The sequence below is a fragment of the Verrucomicrobiia bacterium genome (assembly GCA_019634625.1).
GTDB lineage: Bacteria > Verrucomicrobiota > Verrucomicrobiia > Limisphaerales > CAIMTB01 > CAIMTB01.
Genome location: JAHCBA010000001.1, coordinates 76,819 through 95,380, shown reverse-complemented (window position 1 = coordinate 95,380; position 18,562 = coordinate 76,819). Strand labels below are relative to the sequence as shown.

Below are 18,562 nucleotides of genomic sequence, written 5' to 3'. Positions count from 1 at the left end.
GCGTTGGCGGGGTGGCGCATGGCGGGACCGGATCAGGGGTTGAGAATGGCGACCTCGGAGATGCGGCGGAGGCGGAAGGTGCCTTCGGCATGGATGGGCTGGCGATGGAGGCCGGTGACGGTTTCGCGGTAGGTGCCGGCGAGCTGGCCGTAGCCGTAGTCCGGGGTGGACGGCCCGTCACCGGGGTCGGTGTCGGAGAGTTCGAAGCTGAAGGCGCGCGTTACGGCATAGGCTTCGGCGCGGAAATCGGTGAAGCGCTCGTCGAGGTTGTCGTGATCGGGGTGGTACTTGTGCCGGAAGGGATTGGTGGGGAAGGAGGCATCGAGGTGGATCGAACCGGACACGGAGGCACCGGCGGCGAAGGTTCCGGCGAGGGTGACGAAGTTGTCGGCATTGCCGGGTCCGCTGCCGGGGAAATCGAACCCGACGGAACTGAATCGGCGACCGGTGATGGCATCGCCACGGACCTCGACGCCTTTGAAGCGGCTGAACTTTGCGGGGTCGGTGACGAGCACGAAACGACCCGGGATGTCGGCTTCGCGGAACCCTTCCGGATTGATCCGGTAGGTGCCGTCCTCCCACATCTGCGTGACCTCGCGGAGGAGGCGGGCGGTGCCATCGGCATCGACGTGGATGAGGACCCGGAGGGGGAAGGCCGAGCGGGTGGGGGTGGGGGTGGAACTGACGCCGGTACGTTCGATGGAGAGGGGGGTGCCGTCGGAGGCGACGGCGTTGGTGACGAGGGTGCCGGAGTGGGCCTCGCTGACGGCGGAGACGCTGGCGACGCCGAGCCAGAGGCCGGCATTGCGGCGGACGGGGTCTTCGGCGATGACATTGAGGCGCTGGAAGGTGACGGGGACGAAATGGCGGGTGCCGAGGTTGTCGCGAACCTCGACGAGGGAGGCGTAGGAGGCGGAGACGAGGGACTGGCGTCGGGGGGCGAGGCGCCAGGAGCGGGTTTCGCCGGCGGGCACGTCCTGGGGGACGAGGGCGGGGAGGTTCTGCCAAAGGGTGCCTTCGGTGGCGGAGAAGACGGCGTGGGCGAGGGCCGGGGAGGGCGGGGGATCGAGTTGTTCGAGGGTGGCGTTGACCGGGGCGGGACGGCGATTGACGGCTTCGAGGGTGAGTTGAACGACATGACGTCCGAAGTCGAGCGAGTCGCCACCCTGTTCGATGCGGAGTTCGAACGGGGCGGTGAAATCGGAGCCCCCCTGGGAGAAGACCCAGTAGGCGGCGCCGGAGCGCATGAGGTCGGTGGGGGCGACGGGGAGCCAGGCGCCGGCGGGCCCGAGGGTGTAGATGGCGCGCGGGGCGTTGGCGGTGGCGTCGAAGTGGGCCGGGGCGTGGCGGAAGAACTCGCGGAAGGTGGGCGGGGCGCCGGGATCGACGGGGAAGCCGCGGAGATTGAAGGCGTCCGCGGCCCAGGGGAGGCTGCGGAGGGCCGGGGTACCGGTGAGGGTGAGGGTGCCTGGGGCGGCGAGTTTGAGGAGGTAGGCGCGATGGCCGGGGATGGCGAAGAGGTTGTTGGCGATGGATTCGGGGCGGGCTGCGGGGACCCAGCTCATCCATTCGTCGCGATTCCAGACCGGTTCGGCCGGGTCACGGATGAAATCGACGGCCGGGAGCCGGTGCCGGAAGGTCCAGGCCTGTTCGAGGTCGAGGTCCTGGAAGACGACCGCCGGGGCATCATTGGTGGGCTGGACTTCGAGCCAGACGGCATTCCAGCCGGCGTTCAGCTCGAAGGACTGGGTGACCAGGGTGCTGGCGTGGACGGCGGTGGAAGCGCCGAGGGCGAGGCCGGCAGCGAGGACGAGGGTCAGGGAGCGGGGCGTGGACATGGCGGGGCGGGGAGTCGGGGGGGGTGGGTCAGCGGGCGGGCATGGAAGGAGGTGGTTCGAGCCGGGCGACGGTGGGGGTGGCGGAAGGGGCGAGGCGGGCGAGGGATTCCGGGTGGATGACCACGGGGAGACCTTCGCGGAGCCGTGCCTCGTAAGCGCGACGGGCCGCGGCCTGACGTTCGAGGTGGAGTTCGTGGGCGAGGCGGCTGCGAACCTGGGCGAAGGGGCGGGCGGCGGCGGGGCGGAGGTCCCGGAGTTGCACGAGGTGGCAGGCCTCCGGGGTTTCGATCACCGCGCTGACGTCACCGGGATTGGAAAGGGCAAGGCCGGCCTGGATGACGGCGAGGGGCCAGCCCGAGGCGGCCGGGTCGGGACGGGGTATCCAGGCGGTTTCGCCTGCGGAGAAGCGGGTGGCGCGATCATCGGAGTGGAGGCGGACCAGTTCGGCGAAGGTTTCGAGGGAGCCGGTTGCGGCGAGGTCACGGAGATCCTGAGCGCGTTGGCGGAGGCGGGCGCGCTGTTCAGGGCCTGCTTTGGGGGAGCCTTGAAGGAGTAGGATGCCGAGGCGGACCTGGGCGGGATCGGTGAAGGCGTCGAGGCGTTCCTGGTATGCCTGCTGGAGGTCGGCCTCGGCCGGGGCGGCGAGGGCGTCGAGATCGGGACCGTGTTCGCGTTCGTAGCGGGAGACGATGAGGTTCTCGATGAGGCGGAGGGTTTCGGGGCGTTCATGGATGCCCTCGGCCCGGGCGCGGGTGAGGAGGATCCGATGACGGATGAGGTCATCGAGGACCCGGGCGGGGGAAGGGGAGGGAGCGATGCCGAGGCTGAGCTGGCGGGCAAGTTCAGATTCGAGTTCGGAGACGGTGATGACCGAATCGCCGACCTGGGCGACGACGTCGGGGACGGGGGGATCTGAAGGGCGGTGACAACCGGCACCGAGCAGGGCGGCCAGGGTTCCGAGGGCGAGAGCCGTGGCCGCGGTGGTTCGACGGCGGGCTCTGAAGGAGGGACGGAGTGGCAGGGGGCGGCGGGACATGAGGTGTGTCACGGTGCGGGGTCAGGCGGTGCGGGGAGGGGAGAGTGGACGGCGGACGATTTCGGCGAGGAGGTGGAGGTGTTCCTTGAGGAGGTACTCCTCGGCACCGGCGGCGCGGGCGGCGAGACGGAGGGAGGGGTCATCCCAACTGGTGACGATGACGATACGGGCTTCGGGGTGGAGGGAGCGGAGAAGAGAGGTGGCCGTGATGCCGTCCATCGGTTCCATGCGGCAGTCCATGGTGACCCAGTCGGGATGGGTTTCGGGGTAGCGGGCGACGGCCTCGGGGCCGCTGGCGCACTCGATGATCTCAGCGTCCGGGAGGCGCAGGGCGTTTCGGATGAGGGAGCGCATCGGGGCGTGGTCCTCGACCACCATGATTTTCATGGGGTACGAGTGCGGGCCACGCCGACAGAATGAGTCAGGGGCGGGGGAGAGAAGAATGGCTGGGCACGACCGGACCCGGGACGGTGCGTACAATCACTTCCCTAGTGGGATATGACTAGACCGAGGGTTTAGAGGGAGGACTTCTGGTCGAAGGCGAACTTGAGGAGGCTGTGGGTTCCGCGGAGGCCGAGTTTGGAACAGATGTTGGCGCGGTGATTGGTGACGGTGTGGGGGCTGATGCCGAGCTGGTCGGCGATCTCCTTGGTGGTGCGGTCCTGGGAAATGAGTTTGAGGATCAGGCGTTCGCTGGCGGTGAGGGCGGCGAGGCCGGGGCGGGAGCGGGTGAGGTCCTGGGAGCGCCGGTTGCGGTGGAAAACGAAGTCGGTGATGGCCGGGCTGACGTAGCGTTGGCCGAGGGTTACCTGGCGGACGCAGGGGACGATTTCGGCATGGGCGGATTCCTTGAGGACATAGCCCAGGGCGCCGGCATCGACCGCGGCGTTAAACATCTCCTCCGTCTTGTGCATGGTGAGGAAGACAATGCGGGGCCGGGAGGGATCGGTCAGCAGGGTGCGGGCGACCGACAATCCGTCGAGGCGGGGCATTTCGACGTCGAGGATCAACACGGAGGGTTGGAGGGTGCGGGCGAGGGTGAGGGCAGCGTCGCCGTCGTGGGCCTCTGCAATCACGTCGATGTCGGTTTCCCGGGCCAGCAACTGCTGGAGTGCGTGGCAGAGGATGGGGTGATCGTCGGCGAGGACGATGCGGATGGGGCTGTTGGCGGGCGGGGGACGGCTCATGGCGGGTTGGGAGGGTGGGGACGGATGGGGAGCCGCATGATCAGGGTGGTGCCGTGGCCGGGGCGTGATTCGCAGGACCAGGTGCCGCCGAGGAGATGGACGCGTTCGGCCATGCCGACGAGGCCGAGTTCGGAACCGGGTTCGGTGGCGGCGACGGCGTCGGGGTCGAAGCCGCGTCCGTTGTCGGAGAGAATGAGGCAGGCGCGTCCTCCCACGTCAGGTTGGGCGGTGACAGCGGCCTCGGAGGCGCGGGAATGCTTGAGGATGTTCTGGATGCCCTCCTGGAAGAGGCGGAAGACGTGGATGGCATCGGCGGGGGAGAACCAGGTGTCGAGGGGGCCGAGCTGGATTTGGAAGCGGACGGGGGACACTTCGGAGGCCTTGCGGACGAGGGCTTCGAGGGAGCGGGTGAGGCCGATTTTCTCGAGGAGAACGGGGCGGAGGTTCTGGGAGACGGCGCGCACCTCGTGGAGGGCGTCGTGGAGGAGTCCCTCGATTTCGACGAGGCGTTCCCGGGCGGCGGGGAGGTCGGGACATTCGCGGGCGCCGAGGGCGGCGCGATGGACGGCGATGAGGAGATTCTGGGCGAGGCCATCGTGAAGATCGGCGGCGATGCGTTTGCGTTCGGCCTCCTGGGATTCGAGGACCATGCGGGAGAAGGCGGCCTGCTGGGCGCGCTGGCGTTTGAGGTGGCGGACGCGGATTTCGAAGGTCCCGAAGAGCAGGCCGAGCAAGCCGAGGGAGGCGGCGGTTCGGAACCACCAGGTTTGCCACCAGGACGGGAGGACATGGATGGGGATCATGGCTGCGGTGGTGCTCCAGACGCCGTCGCTGTTGGCGGCCATCACCTGGAAGGCGTAACGGCCCGGAGGGATGCGGGAGTAGTGGGCGGCGCGGCGGCTGCCGGCTTCGACCCAGTTATGGTCGATCCCCTCGAGGCGATGCCGGAAGGACATGCGGGCGGCATGAATGAAGCTCAGGCCGGTGTACTGGATCTCGAGGTGGTCGGCACTGGGCGGGATGATCACCGGCCCGTGGAGGGGGACGGGCTGACGATCGAGGAGGACGGCTTCGATGACGACGCCCGGGGGACGCGGGTTGCTGTGGACGGCGGTGGGATTGACGATGGCGACGCCGTCCTGGGTGGGAAACCAGAGGCGGCCGTCGCGGGCGCGGATGCCGGCCGGGGAGCGACCGCCGTTGCATTCGATGTTGCGGAGGCCGTCGCTCTTGTCGAAGCCGACCGAGAGGATGGAGGGGCGTCGTCCGGCGGCGAAATCGTCGAGGTCGGCGCGGCGGGTGCGGTGAATGCCCTTGTTGGAAGTCATCCAGAAGTAGCCCATCTCGTCTTCGAGGATCTGGAAGACGCCGTTGTTGAAGAGTCCGTCGCGGACGGTGATGCGGGTGAAGGTGCCGTCGCGAAAGCGGCCGAGGCCGCCGTCGCGGGTGCCGATCCAGAGGGTTCCGTTGGCATCCTGGTGGAGGGCGCGGACGTAGTTGCTGGGCAGGCCATCGCGTTCGGTCCAGGAGGTGACCTGTCCATTCTGGAGGCGGGAGAGTCCCTGGGAGGAGCCCACCCAGACATCGCCGTCCCGGCCTTCGAGCAGGGCGATGACCGCGTCGCCTGCGAGGCCATCCTGGTGGGTGAGGAGGTGGGGTTGGGCGCCTTGAACGCGCCAGAGGCCGAGGTCGGAGCCGAACCAGAGGGTGCCATGGCGATCCTCGAGGATGGCGGAGATGACGTATCCGGGCTGACCGAGGGGAAGGGGCGCGGGGTGAAAGCGTCCGGACTCGAGGAAGCAGAGTCCGCCGTAGGTGCCGACCCAGAGCCGGCCAAGGCGGTCTTCGAGGAGGGAGGTGACGAGGGCGTCTGGAAGGCCGTCACGGACCGCGTAGGGGCTGATGATTTCGTTCTGAATCCGGGCGAGGCCCTGGTCCCAGGCGCCGACCCAGACCGCGCCGGAACGGTCTTCGAGGACGGGATAGATATTGCCTGCGGGGAGGCCTTCGGGGATGGAGATGACGCGGATGGGGTGTTCGCGGGCGCGCAGCAGGCCGGCGCCATCGGTGCCGATCCAGAGGTCGCCTTCGGGGCCGCGATGGAGGGCGTTGATGCGACCGCCGGACGGATTGGGGTTGGGGAACGTGGTGAAGACCCCGTTGGCGAGCCGGGCGAGCCAGACGCCCATGCCGGACAGCCAGACGGCGCCTCGGGCATCTTCCATGGCGAGGAAGTGACGTGGCGCGCTCGGATCGGTGGTCCAGGTGTCCGGCAGGCCGTCCAGGGTGGTGTAGAGGCGGGAGACGCGTCCGTGTTCGATGCGGGCGAGGTAGCCCGATTGACCGAGTGCCCAGAGCGTTCCGGACGCGTCGCGGTAGGCGCCGCGGATGCGAAGGTCCGGGAGTCCGTCGTCGTGGGTGATGGTCCGGGCCACCGGCCCGTAGAAGTGATGCAGGCCATGGGTGTCCACGGCCCAGACGCTGCCGTCCGGGACGGTCCACCACAGGTCATCGTAGGGTTGGGAGGGGGCGGGCTGGGTGACGGGATGGAAGCGATTCTCCCGCCAGGAGAACCAGCGGAAGCCGGGGATCCACGCGTGGTGAATGGGGATGGGCTGGTCCTGGCACAGGAACCAGGGGACGCCGAGGGCGTCATCTCCGATGCCGAAGACGGCGGTACCTGGGAGTCCGTGATCACGGCCGAAGGGGGTGACGGATCCGCGATGGAACCGCACCACCTGGCCGCTGGCCAGCCCGAGCCAGAGGGCTCCGTCGCGATCTTCGCGCAGGGACAGGATGCTGCTGCTGGGGAGTTCGGGCGAAGTGGCCTTGTTGAAGACGGTAAAGCGGACGCCATCGAAGCGGACGAGGCCGTCGAAGGTGGCCAGCCACAGGTAGCCGTCGGAGCCTTGCAGCAGGGCCTGGACAGAGTTTTGGGGGAGCCCGTTGTCGATGGTCCAGCGGTCAAAGACCAGATTGGCGGCGAGGGAGGGTCGCGGAACGAGGACGAGAGCCAGGGCCAGGGCGGGGGCGACGAGGGCGAGGTAGAGGCGTGAGGCGACCCGGAGTGCGGGAATCGTGAATTGACCCCATGGCGCGATCATGGGGAGGGGGAGGCGGGGCGTCGGAGCAGGACTCGGGTGGAGCATCCAAGACCAGCGATGACGACGCAGTCCACACGGCATCGCAAGCCGGAACCTTCGGCATGCATCCATCGAACTGCCGAATGTCTCCATGCTCGCCTTCCGTGCCGCCATCCGGTAGGAGAGTGCGTCATCCGATCCAACCACGCCGACCCGACACTGATGCCCATGTCTTTTGCCGCCTTTCCAACGTTGTCCGCGAAGTCGATCCGCGACCGCCGTCTCCGCGACCGCCGTCCGCTGGCCCTGGCCCTGGCCGGCGGCTGGATGGTTTTGGGGGTTCTGTCCGCCGCCGGCGGAGATCCACGGACGGGCTTCCGGCTGCCGCCCACCCCGACGAGTCCCAAGGCGGGGTTGCCACCGTTGGAGACCATCCCGGCACCCGACCGGCTGCCGAACTACATACCGGGGGAACGGTGGGGGGTGCAGGGCGAGGCGATCACCGTCATGCAGAAGCCCCTTACGCCCGGGGATTCCGCGCGGCGGTACGTCGTGCCGGAAGGCTTCGAGATGACCCTCTTTGCGCATGAGCCGGACATCTTCAAACCGATCTGTTTCGCGTGGGACGAGCGGGGTCGTTTGTGGATTGCCGAGACGCGGGATTATCCGAACGAACTGCAGCCGCCGGGTGAGGGGCGGGACCGGATTACGATCGCCGAGGACACGGATGGCGACGGGCGTGCGGACCGGTTCACGGTGTTTGCGGACCGGCTGAGCATTCCCACGACATTCGCCTTCGCCGAAGGGGGGATCATTGTGATTCACTCCGGGGAGACCGTGCTGCTTCGGGACACGAATGGGGATGACCGGGCGGATTCCAGGAAGGTCCTGTTTGAGGGGTGGAACATGAGCGACACCCATGCGACGGCGAGCAACCTGCGGATGGGACCCGACGGGTGGATGTGGGGGGTGGTGGGGTACTCGGGCTTCCGCGGGAGCGTTGGCGGGCGGGAGCATCGATTCGGGCAGGGATTTTTCCGATTCCGGCCGGGCGGTTCGGCGATGGAGTTCATCCGGTCGAGCAACAACAACACCTGGGGGCTGGCCTTCGACGAGAACGGGATCGCCTTTGGCTCCACGGCGAACGGGAACGCGTACATGTACATGCCGATTGCCAACCGCTACTACGAGGCGGTGCAGGGCTGGTCGGTGAGCCGGGTGGAGTCGATTGCCGACAGCCAGGACATCCACCCGATCACCACCAAGGTGCGTCAGGTGGACTGGCATGGGCGCTACACCGCGGGGGCGGGGGCCGCCATCTACACGGCCCGGAGCTTTCCCATGGAGTACTGGAACCGGGTGGGTTTCGTCTGCGAACCGACCGGCCACCTGATCGGCCAGTTTGGCATCGAGCCGCGGGGGGCGGATTTCGTGGCCCGGAATCTGAAGTCTTTTGTGGCCTCGGATGACGAGTGGGCCTCGCCGGTGATGGCGGAGGTGGGGCCCGACGGGGCGTTGTGGGTGAGCGACTGGTACAACTACATCATCCAGCACAACCCGGTTCCCGAGGGATTCGAGAACGGCAAGGGCAACGCCTACGAGACGAGCCTCCGGGACAAGACCCACGGTCGCATCTATCGCGTGGTGCATCGCGATTCGAAGCCCACGTCGCAGCCCCCCCGACTCGACCGGGCCTCGCCGGCGGATCTCGTCGCCACCCTGGGGAACGGGAATCTGTTGTGGCGGAACCACGCCCAGCGGCTGCTGGTCGAACGCGGCCGGCACGATGTCGTTCCTGGATTGCTCGCTCTGGTTCGGGACCGTGGGACCGATTCGATCGGCCTGAACGCCGCCGCCAACCACGCGCTCTGGACGCTGGCCGGCCTGGGGGCCCTCGACGATCCGGGGTCCGAGGCGTTCCGGACGGGGGTCTCCGCCCTTCGGCACCCGGCGGCAGGGGTCCGGCGCAATGCGGCCGCGGTCCTGCCCCGGCATGAGGCCGGGCGCGAGGCTCTGCTTGCTTCGGGAGTGCTCGGGGATGCGGACGGGCAGGTGCGGTTGGCGACGCTGCTGGCGCTGGCGGAGATGCCACCCTCGGAGGCGGCCGGGGCGGCTGTGTTCGCCGCCCTGAACACGGAGGCGCTGGCGGGTGACAAGTGGTTGAACGACGGCGCGACGGCCGCCGGGGCGCGTCATGCCGCGGGCTTTCTGAGGGCGGCCATGGCGACCGGGTCGGGCACGGCCGCGCTGCCTGGAAACGCGGCGGAGGCAGTCCGGCGCATTGCCGGGCACCACGCTGCCAGCGCCGGCTGGGCAAGGATCCAGCCGTATCTGGAGGCCGCCCGGACGGCGTCGGTTGCGGTGTCGATCCCGGTGTTCGAGGGATTTGCCGCCCAGTGGCCGCGGAACGATCTCCCCACGTTCACCCCCGAGCAGGAACGGATGCTGGTGGCGCTGATGAACGCGCTTCCCGAAGACGCCGGGCCTGCGTTTCTGGCCCTGGCCGAGGCGTGGCAGCGCCGCGACCTCTTCGCACCGCAAATCGCGGCGCTGGCCCGGGAGTTGACGGCGCGTCTCGGGAACCCGGCGCTGACGGATGCGGAGCGGGTGCGATCGGCCACCCAACTCATCGGCATCGAGGACACGGAGACGTCGTTGCAGACGATCGTCCGGCAGATCGATCCGAGGACCTCGCCCGAACTGGCCACCGAGTTCATCCGCGCGGCGGGACTCAGCCGTCTCGAGGCGGCGGCGGGAAGCCTGCTGGGGGTGTGGGAGGGACTGACTCCGGCGTCGCGGCGGGCGGTCGTCCTCACCCTGACCCGCCGCCCGGACTGGACGCTGGCGCTGCTGCGGCGGGTGGAGGAGGGCCGGTTGGTGCGGTCGGACGTGCCGGCGGAGGTGTGGGGTCTGCTGCGCCGGAGCCGGAACCGGGAGATTGGCCAACTGGCACGTTCGCTCGATCAGGCGCCGTCCATCACCGACATGCAGGTCCATCTGGACCGGATCCGGCCCCTCACCGAGAAGTCCGGCGACGTGGTCAACGGGAAGCGGGTGTACGTCCAGAACTGCGCCGTGTGTCACGTCATGGACGGGGAAGGGGTTCCGATCGGACCTGACCTCACCGGGATTGGCGAGCGACCGAAGGCCGAGTTCTACCTGGACATCATTGATCCGAACCGGTCGGTGGAGGCGAACTACCGGCTATGGACGGTGACCACGCGGGACGACGAATCGGTTTCCGGGCGGCTGGATTCCGAGAGCCGGACCACGATTGAGATTCTGGATCTGGCCAATCAGAAGCACGTCATCCAGCGTGCGGACATCAGGTCCCTTGAGGCGTCGCCGCTGTCGATCATGCCCTCGGGATTCGAGGAACTGCCGGACCAGGACCTGATCGATCTTTTCGAGTACCTGGCCAGCAGCCGGAGTCATCCCTGAATTTGACGGCGGGGTATGGGGAACGGCAGCCTGTCGGGGCGGCACCGGACGGGCCGCATGTGTCATGAGCACCCGCGTTCCGCTTCGCGCCCTGATCCTGGAGGACTCCGAATTCGATGCGCGGGTGATGGTGCAGGCGTTGAAGGCGGCCGGCTACGAGGTGCATTCGAGGCGGATCGAGACGGCGGACGCGATGGAGGAGGCGCTGGCGGGCGAGGGGTGGGACATCATCCTGGCGGATTACAACATGCCGTCGTTCAACGCCTCGGAGGCGTTGCGACTGCTCCAGGGCAAGGGGCTCGACATTCCGTTCATCATTGTGTCGGGGGGCATCGGGGAGGATGTCGCGGTGGCGGCGATGAAGGCCGGGGCCCATGACTACGTTATGAAAGGGCAGACGGCCCGCCTGCTGCCTGCCGTGGAACGGGAACTGCGGGAGGCGGTCGAGCGGCGGGCGCGGCGGGAGGCGGAGCGCCGGTTGCGGGAGAGCGAACTGCGGTATCGCAGTCTTTGGGAGACCTCGCCGGACGGGGTGCTTGTCTGCGACGAGTCGGGCGCCATCGCCTTTGCCAATCCGGCCGCGGAACGGATGTTCGGGGTGCGCGCCGACGAACTGGCCGGGCGGACCATCCGGTCCTTGGAACCGGAGGGTGGCGGGGGACTGCAGCGGGCGCTGGCCTCGGTGGGACAGGGGGACGGCAGCGGGGCGGGACAGGTCCCGGTGGAGGGTCCGGCCCTGGGTTCCGGCGGACTCGTGCTGTTGTTGGAGGTGACCTCGAGCCGCCTGGAACTGCCGGAGCGGCGTTGGATCGTGCTGTTCGCCCGGGACATCACGGAGAAGCGGCGCAACGAAACCGCGCTGCTGGCGCGCGAGGAGCAGATGCGGGCCGCGCGGGAGATCCAGCAACGGCTCTTTCCCCGGGAGGCGCCGGTCGTTCCGGGATTCGACATTGCCGGGATTTCGGTGCCGGCCGATGCGACCGGGGGGGATTACTACGATTTCCTGACGATGCCGGACGGACAGGTCGGGTTGGTGGTGGCAGACGTCAGCGGCCATGGGTTGGGGCCGAGTCTGCTGATGGTTGAGACGCGGGGCTTGTTGCGCGGCGTGGCCCATCACTGTTCCGACCCGGCCGAGCTGGTGTCGCGGGTCAACCGGGTGATCTCCGAGGATGTCCAGGGGGAGTATTACGTGACCCTGGTGCTGATCCGGTTGGACCCGGCGACGGGGACGCTGGTGCATGCCAGCGCGGGGCATCCGCCGGCGCTGTTGCTGGATGCCGGAGGGCGTGTTCGCAGCGAACTCCGGCGCACGGGGGGACCGTTGGGTTTCGGGATGGGAGCGGCCCACCGTTCCGTCCAGCCGATCCGGATGATGCCCGGGGAGATTCTGGTGTTGTACACCGACGGCATCCTGGAGGCGCATCCCACGGCGAACGGCTTCGAAGCCGAGGGCGATTTCGGATTGGAACGGATGCTGGACGTGGTGCGGGCGCATGCGGAGCGGCCGGCTGCGGAGATTGTGCGTGCGTTGTGCGAGGCGGCGGGCCGGTATGCGGGTCCGGAGCCGATTGACGACGATCTGACGGTGGTCGTCGTGAAGGCGATGGCGCGATCCTGAGGGGCCGACGGTCATGGGGCTTCCACGGTGCGTCGCCGGAGGGTGGGTGAGGAGGCAGCGAATCGGGGGGACGAGATCCGCGAGTTCACAACCCAGGGCGCCAAACCGTTGGGGCCTCGTGGAATCCGGCCCTCGGATGCCGCGCTTTGCGAAGCCCGCACCACTCCCCACCCCTCCGGAATGCGGGGCTGCAGAATGTCCGAAAAAAGCATTGCATGGGGACACTGGATCGGCATTCTTTCCCCGCCGATTCGGCTGCATGTCGCTTCCACGGTCTGGTAGATCTTCAGGTGAACGTTGTTCAGTGATGATTCGAAACCCGGTGGTCGGGAACAGTCTGGTAAGGTCGGTTGCGCTGGGCGGCGGTTTAGATCGTTATGAACAACAAATTGTACGTGGGGAATCTCTCCTTCAACACGACTGAGAATGACCTCCACGACGCCTTTGCGGCGCACGGGACGGTCGTCGAGGCGAACCTGATGGTGGATCGTGAAACGGGTCGTCCCCGGGGGTTTGGTTTTGTGACCATGAGTTCGCCTGACGAGGCGCAGCGCGCCATCGACGCGATGAACGGAGCGTCCCTGGACGGCCGTCCGCTGACGGTGAACATCGCCCGTCCGCGGGAGGAGCGTCCCTCGGGTGGTGGTGGCGGTGGTGGTGGCCGTGGCGGTTACGGCGGCGGCGGCGGTGGCCGTGGCGGCGGCGGCGGCGGGCGCGGCCGTTACTAAGCGTCCCAAGCATCCCGTTGTTGGATTCGAGGGAGACCCGGCCGATTGGCGGCTGGGTCTCCCCTTGTTGTGCCCGGTCATCGTGAGCGTGGCGATGCCGGTTCCGGGGTGGAAGGCGGGGCAGGACTTCACGGGGACCGTCCGGTTTGCCGATCTCGCGGGGATGCCTTGGAAAGTCTTTGCGAAACGGGAGATTGTTGTTGCGGTGCCGGGCGTGCGAGGATGCGGGTCAGAGCGAGTTTTCTATGGAAGATCACATCACAGTTGAAGGGAAGATCACGACGGTTCTGCCCGGGACCATGTTCCGGGTGCAGTTGGACAACAACCACGAGGTCCTGGCGGTGATCTCGGGGAAGATGCGCAAGCGCTGGGTGCGCCTGACCACGGGGGACCGGGTCCGGATGGAGATGTCTCCGTACGATCTGGGCAAGGCCCGGATTGTCTGGCGGGTGGGTTGAGCGGGGTGGGCGTTTCGAGCTTCCCCAGCGTGGGCGGACGCACGCTTCGGGGTTGTCGTGGGAAGCTGGACTGATACGGTTCGTGAACACGTTTGCCAAACCACAGTGCCCGTGGTGACGTCGTGGACAACCTGTACCCCCCAGCCTCATGACCCCTCCAGCCGAGTCGATGCCCGAAATCGTATCTGTCCCTGAAGGAGCGCCGTCGAAGTCCGCCAAGGGGCATCCGGCGCCGTACCCCGGGATCCGGGTCACCTGCAACGGGAACTACCTGGTGGCCCAGTGGGTCGAGACGCGCATCACGGAGGGGGGCGTCTTCTATCCGATCACTCCCTCCACCGAAGGGGGGGAGATTTATCAGCAGTCCTACGCGCAGGGGGAATTGAACGTCTGGGGCCATCCGAAGGTGGCGGTCGAGGCGGAGGGCGAGCATGCGGCGCAGGGGGGAGCGACGGCGTACTCGGTGACCGGGCGGCGCACGGTGAACTTCACCTCGGGGCAGGGGATCGTGTACGCGATGGAGCAGTACTACCACGCGCCCGGGAAGCTTTCGACGATGGTCCTCGAGGTTGGGGCACGGGCGCTGACCAAGCACGCGCTCAACGTCCATTGCGGCCATGACGACTTCTACGCCGCGCTGGACACGGGATGGACGATGTTGATGGCGCGGGACGCCCAGCAGGCGGCCGACCAGGCGATCATCCTGCGCAAGGTCAACGAGCTGTCGTTGAATCCGGGCATGAACATCCAGGACGGCATGCTGACCACGCATTCCGAGCGGACCTATCTGGCACCGGAAGCGGAGCTGCTGCGGGAGTTTCTCGGGGCGCCGGACGACCTGATCGAGAGCCCCACCCCGGCGCAGCGGGAGTTGTTTGGCGAGCGGCGTCGGCGGGTTCCGCAGATGATGGATCCACGCAATCCGATCCTGCTCGGGCCGGTTCAGAACCAGGAGCATCACATGAACGGGGTGGTGGCCCGTCGGAACCACTTCAACGAACCGATTCTCGGCATGCTGGAACAGGCGTACGCCGAATTCGGGCGTCTGACCGGGCGGCATTACCATTTCCTCACCGAGTACCGGACCGAGGACGCCGACACGGTGTTTGTGTCCCTCGGTTGCGCGGCGGAGAACATCGAGGCCGCCTGCGACTATCTGCGGGGCCAGCGCAATGCCCGGGTCGGATCGATCCACGTGAATGTCATCCGGCCCTTCCCGGAGGCAGCGATCATCGAAGCGTTGCGGGGCAAGAAGTCGGTCATTGTGCTCGAGCGCACGGACGAGGGGATGGCGGGCGACAACCCCCTGGCGCGGGACATCCGGACGGCGCTGGGCAAGGCGCTCGAGGCGGCGCGGTTTGGCGGGCCGCTGCCGGCCTTGACGCCGGAGGAGACGCCCCGGTTGTTTCGCGGTGCCTATGGCATCGGTTCCCGGGATTTCCGTCCGGAACACATTCTGGGCGCCTACGAATTCGCCACGGGCCAGACGCGGCGCCGGGATGGGCGGGGTGCGGCGGAGGGGGAGACCTACATGGTGCTGGGCGTGGACCACGCCGCGGCGGTGATCAGCAAGGATACGCCGTCGCTTCTGCCGCAGGGGGCCATTGCGGTGCGGTTCCATTCGATTGGCGGCTGGGGGATGATCACGACGGGAAAGAACCTCGGGTCGATCATTGGCGACCTCGGGCAGTTCATCGCCGAGCGGTCGGCGTCGGGCGGCGCCGGCAGCCGGAGTCAGGACGAACTCCACGTCATGGCCAACCCGAAGTACGGCTCGGAGAAGAAGGGGGCCCCGACCAACTACTACCTGGTGGTTGCGCCCGAGCGGGTGCGGGTGAACTGCGAGCTGAACCACGTGGACGTGGTGCTGTGCTGCGATCCCAAGGCCTTCACCCACACCAATCCGCTCGAGGGGCTGAAGAAGGGTGGGAGTCTGGTCTGGGAATCCAGCGATTCCCCGGAGACGGCCTGGCAGCGGATTCCGGCGCAGCATCGCCGCTTCGTCCGCGAGAATGGGATCCGGGTGTTCATTCTGCCGGGATTCGACATTGCCCGCGAGGCCACCCAGCAGGCCGAACTCCAGTTGCGGATGCAGGGCAATTCGTTTCTCGGGGCGTTTTTCCGGGTGAGTTCGTTTCTGCGCGATTTCGACATCAGCGAGGAGCAGTTCCACTCGGTGGTGCGGCACCAGTACGAGAAGAAGTTCGGACGGTTCGGCGAGGCGGTGGTGGCCTCGAACATGACGGTGATGAACGGGGGCTTTTCCCGGGTTCAGGAGATCCGGTACGGGGAGATCGAGGATCCGGACCGTTCGTCGATGCGCAACGCGCCGTTGCGACCCATCGAGGCGCCGGAGCTTCCTCCCACCGCGGGGTGCGGCGATGCCACCGGCGGCGTGGCGCGACCGGCCGGGCAGACGCGCGCCCCGTTCCAGACGCTGGCCAAGTTCGACAGCGAGTTCCGGGCGGGGCTCGGCTACCACCAGCCCTCCGGAGCGCTGGCGTCGCTTGCGGTCATGGGAGCCGGCACCGGGGCGACGCAGTCCAAGTATGTCGCCCGCCGCGAGACGCCCGTGTACATCGCGGAGAACTGCACCCAGTGCATGGAGTGCATCACCGCCTGCCCGGACACGGCGTTGCCGAACACCGCGCAGGAGGTGGCGACCGTCCTTCGCACCGCAGCCATCCACTATGTGCGGGATCCGGCCGAGCGCCGGAAACTGGTGGAGGCCCTTCCGGCCCTCGAGGAACGGGCCCGGGCCCGGATGAACGAGGCGGTCAGGAAGCGGGAGAAGGTGCCGTTCAAGGACATCGTCGCGGACGAGGCGGGGCGCCTGACCGGGATGTCCGAGGAGGCGCGGGGCCAGTTCCTCGGGATTCTCGAGCAACTGCCGCTGGCCTATTCGAATGTCCCGGCCATCTACCGTTCGGTCGAACAGAAGAAGGCCGGCTCCGGCGGGCTTTTCGCCATCTTTGTCAGCGATCTATGCAAGGGATGCGGCGAGTGCGTTCAGGTGTGCGGGGATCACGACGCGCTGCGGATGACGCGGGAGACGGAGGAGTTGAACGCCCAGCTCACCACCGCGCAGATCTTCTCCCGTCTGCTGCCGGACACCCCGCAGAAGTACCTCGGTCTCTACAACGACAGCGAGCCCGAGAAATCCCGGGAGGCGGCCCTTCGCAATCACCTCATGGTGCGGCGGAACTACGAGGCGCTGGTTTCGGGCGACGGAGCCTGCGCCGGCTGCGGCGAGAAGAGCGTCCTGCGGGCCTGCACCTCGGTGACCGAGGCCTACCTGCGTCCCATCTACCACCGCAAGGCCGACCGGTTGCGCGGCAAGGCGGACCGGCTGGAACAGGAGGGTGTGGAACGGCTGGCGTCGTTGAAGGCTCGGGACGCCGCGGGTTACGAGCGGTTGCGCACCTTGTTCGCCCACATTGTGATCGGACTTGGGGGCGAGAGTGCCGAGGACACGGCGACGCGGATCGCCGCGTACGAGGCGCGGCACGGGACGATTGCGGACACGGAGATTGTGGGGGGACTGGCCGCGGTGCTGCGCCAGGACGCCTTCGATCACAAGAACCTGCAGGCGATCGACGGCCGGCCGGCGCAGGGAATGTCGGTGATGATGATGGGGGCCAGCACCGGCTGCAACACGGTGTACGGATCGACGCCGCCCTCGAATCCCCATCCGTACCCGTGGATGAACTCGCTGTTCCAGGACGGGGCGACCATTTCCTGGCTGATGGCGGAGTCGGTCATCCTGGCGCACGCCCGGCGTTCCGTGGTGCCGGAGCGGATTGCGGACGCGCTGCTGGATCGGACGGAAGGTTCCTTGACCGAGGCTGAGGCGTTCACGCTGACGCATCTGGACGACACGCTGATGACCGAGCAGGAGGTGCGGGAACTGCCGAAGGTCTGGGTCATCGGCGGGGACGGCGCCATTGGGGACATCGGGTTCCAGAACGTCTCGAAGGTCATGCTGCAGAACCGGCCGAACGTGAAGATCCTGATGCTGGACACCCAGGTGTACTCGAACACCGGCGGCCAGAACTCGGATTCCTCGACCATGCTGGGCGGGTACGACATGAACCAGTTCGGCGTGGCGTCGCAGGGCAAGCTGATCGAGAAGAAGAACGTGGCCGAGGCGTTCACCGCGGGACACGGCTCGCCGTTCGTGGCGCAGGTTTCGATGGCCAACGCGGCCAAGCTCTACAAGGCCATGCTCGATGGCGTGGAGTACAGGGGCACGGCGTTCTTCCAGTGCTACACCACCTGCCAGCCCGAGCACGGGGTGGGCGACAACATGTCCGCCGATCAGGCCCGCCTGGTGCGCGACGCCCGCGGCATGCCGGAGTTCGTCTTCAATCCTCGCAAGGGCGAGACCAGCCAGGAGGCCTTCGATCTGCGTGGCAATCCCGCCCTGGACCGGGACTGGTGGCGGACCCGTTTCGCCAGGAGCGGCGAGGAATACGACATGACGGTGGCCCATTGGGCGGTGACCGAGGGTCGATTCCGCAAGCATGTGAAGGCGATCCGCGAGGAAGAGGCGACCAACCTGGTGCCCTTCGTTGACCAGCTCTGGTTGATCACCCAGGACGACATCGTGCACCGGCGTGTGTTCGATCCGAACCACCGAAGCCACGTCCCCAATTTCGGGACCTACATTCGTGCCGAAGTGGATGGAAAACTGAAGTGCTTCGCGGTCAGCCGCCAGATGGTGCTGTTCGGGGTGGAACGGCGGAAGGCATGGCGGATGCTTCAGAGCCGGGCCGGGGTGACCAACAAGGATTACCTCGCACAGAAGGCCCTGCTCGCCCGCATCGATGCCGGGGAGGTCAGCGTCGAGGATGCCCGACGCAACCCGGCGGAACTGGCCGCCGCCAGTCTGGCCCAAGCCAACGGTGGCTGAAGGGCCGCGCCCTACGAAGCGAGGGGAATTCCGGAGCCGAGCCGTTCGACAAGGCGGAATTCGGAGCCGAACGGTTCGCACGGTTTGGGTTTGGAGCGCCTACGGATGGGTTCCCGGCATCCCCTGCCCATCTGCATAAATATAAATAATAAGACAGGCGGCTTACTGTTGATTTTGAAAGAATAAGACAGGCTAGTTTTTGTTGACATGATTCCAGATAACATGCCCGGCAAATCATTATTGACGCAGTTAATAAGC

The 18,562-nt window shown here is 67.3% G+C and carries 10 protein-coding genes; 5 read left to right on the top strand and 5 right to left on the bottom strand.

The genetic code is table 11. From position 1 onward, the window contains the following. Positions 1-32: 32 nt before the first annotated feature. From KF833_00365 to KF833_00345, 5 genes are all read right to left on the bottom strand, one after another. A complete protein-coding gene (locus KF833_00365) occupies positions 33-1,838 on the bottom strand; it encodes a hypothetical protein (GenBank protein MBX3743738.1) in 1,806 nt (601 codons plus the stop codon). 28 nt (positions 1,839-1,866) lie between these two features. Further along, positions 1,867-2,874 carry a peptidyl-prolyl cis-trans isomerase gene (locus KF833_00360; protein MBX3743737.1) on the bottom strand — a complete coding sequence of 336 codons (1,008 nt, stop codon included), beginning with the start codon at positions 2,872-2,874 and terminating at the stop codon, positions 1,867-1,869. 21 nt (positions 2,875-2,895) lie between these two features. Then, entirely contained in the window at positions 2,896-3,261 is a 366-nt protein-coding gene (locus KF833_00355) for a response regulator transcription factor (protein ID MBX3743736.1), read from the bottom strand. Between the two features lie 128 nt (positions 3,262-3,389). After that, positions 3,390-4,061, bottom strand: coding sequence for a response regulator transcription factor (locus tag KF833_00350; protein MBX3743735.1), 672 nt, complete (start codon positions 4,059-4,061; stop codon positions 3,390-3,392). Further along, the gene (locus KF833_00345; protein MBX3743734.1) at positions 4,058-7,165 is read right to left on the bottom strand and encodes a hypothetical protein; all 3,108 of its coding nucleotides are present in this window, start codon (positions 7,163-7,165) and stop codon (positions 4,058-4,060) included. The genes KF833_00350 and KF833_00345 overlap by 4 nt, the downstream gene beginning before the upstream one ends. Before the next feature lie 207 nt (positions 7,166-7,372). On the opposite strand from KF833_00345, the gene KF833_00340 reads away from it, so the two are divergent. From KF833_00340 to KF833_00320, 5 genes are all read left to right on the top strand, one after another. Next, positions 7,373-10,585 (top strand): c-type cytochrome, encoded by a 3,213-nt coding sequence (locus KF833_00340; protein MBX3743733.1) that lies wholly within the window; start codon positions 7,373-7,375, stop codon positions 10,583-10,585. Positions 10,586-10,649: 64 nt separating this feature from the next. Then, entirely contained in the window at positions 10,650-12,206 is a 1,557-nt protein-coding gene (locus tag KF833_00335) for a SpoIIE family protein phosphatase (protein ID MBX3743732.1), read from the top strand. A gap of 377 nt (positions 12,207-12,583) precedes the next feature. Continuing rightward, positions 12,584-12,934 carry an RNA-binding protein gene (locus KF833_00330; GenBank protein MBX3743731.1) on the top strand — a complete coding sequence of 117 codons (351 nt, stop codon included), beginning with the start codon at positions 12,584-12,586 and terminating at the stop codon, positions 12,932-12,934. A 245-nt stretch (positions 12,935-13,179) separates the two neighbouring features. Continuing rightward, positions 13,180-13,392 carry a translation initiation factor IF-1 gene (gene infA, locus KF833_00325; GenBank protein MBX3743730.1) on the top strand — a complete coding sequence of 71 codons (213 nt, stop codon included), beginning with the start codon at positions 13,180-13,182 and terminating at the stop codon, positions 13,390-13,392. A gap of 169 nt (positions 13,393-13,561) precedes the next feature. Then, on the top strand, positions 13,562-18,304 hold the full coding sequence (locus tag KF833_00320; GenBank protein MBX3743729.1) for a 2-oxoacid:acceptor oxidoreductase family protein: 4,743 nt from the start codon (positions 13,562-13,564) through the stop codon (positions 18,302-18,304). The last annotated feature ends 258 nt before the right edge of the window (positions 18,305-18,562 follow it).

Bases quoted from the DNA above. Each gene is read 5' to 3' on its own strand.
- KF833_00365 (MBX3743738.1), bottom strand. From the start codon at position 1,838: ATGTCCACGCCCCGCTCCCTGACCCTCGTCCTCGCTGCCGGCCTCGCC.
- KF833_00360 (MBX3743737.1), bottom strand. From the start codon at position 2,874: ATGTCCCGCCGCCCCCTGCCACTCCGTCCCTCCTTCAGAGCCCGCCGT.
- KF833_00355 (MBX3743736.1), bottom strand. From the start codon at position 3,261: ATGAAAATCATGGTGGTCGAGGACCACGCCCCGATGCGCTCCCTCATC.
- KF833_00350 (MBX3743735.1), bottom strand. From the start codon at position 4,061: ATGAGCCGTCCCCCGCCCGCCAACAGCCCCATCCGCATCGTCCTCGCC.
- KF833_00345 (MBX3743734.1), bottom strand. From the start codon at position 7,165: ATGATCGCGCCATGGGGTCAATTCACGATTCCCGCACTCCGGGTCGCC.
- KF833_00340 (MBX3743733.1), top strand. From the start codon at position 7,373: ATGTCTTTTGCCGCCTTTCCAACGTTGTCCGCGAAGTCGATCCGCGAC.
- KF833_00335 (MBX3743732.1), top strand. From the start codon at position 10,650: ATGAGCACCCGCGTTCCGCTTCGCGCCCTGATCCTGGAGGACTCCGAA.
- KF833_00330 (MBX3743731.1), top strand. From the start codon at position 12,584: ATGAACAACAAATTGTACGTGGGGAATCTCTCCTTCAACACGACTGAG.
- infA (MBX3743730.1), top strand. From the start codon at position 13,180: ATGGAAGATCACATCACAGTTGAAGGGAAGATCACGACGGTTCTGCCC.
- KF833_00320 (MBX3743729.1), top strand. From the start codon at position 13,562: ATGCCCGAAATCGTATCTGTCCCTGAAGGAGCGCCGTCGAAGTCCGCC.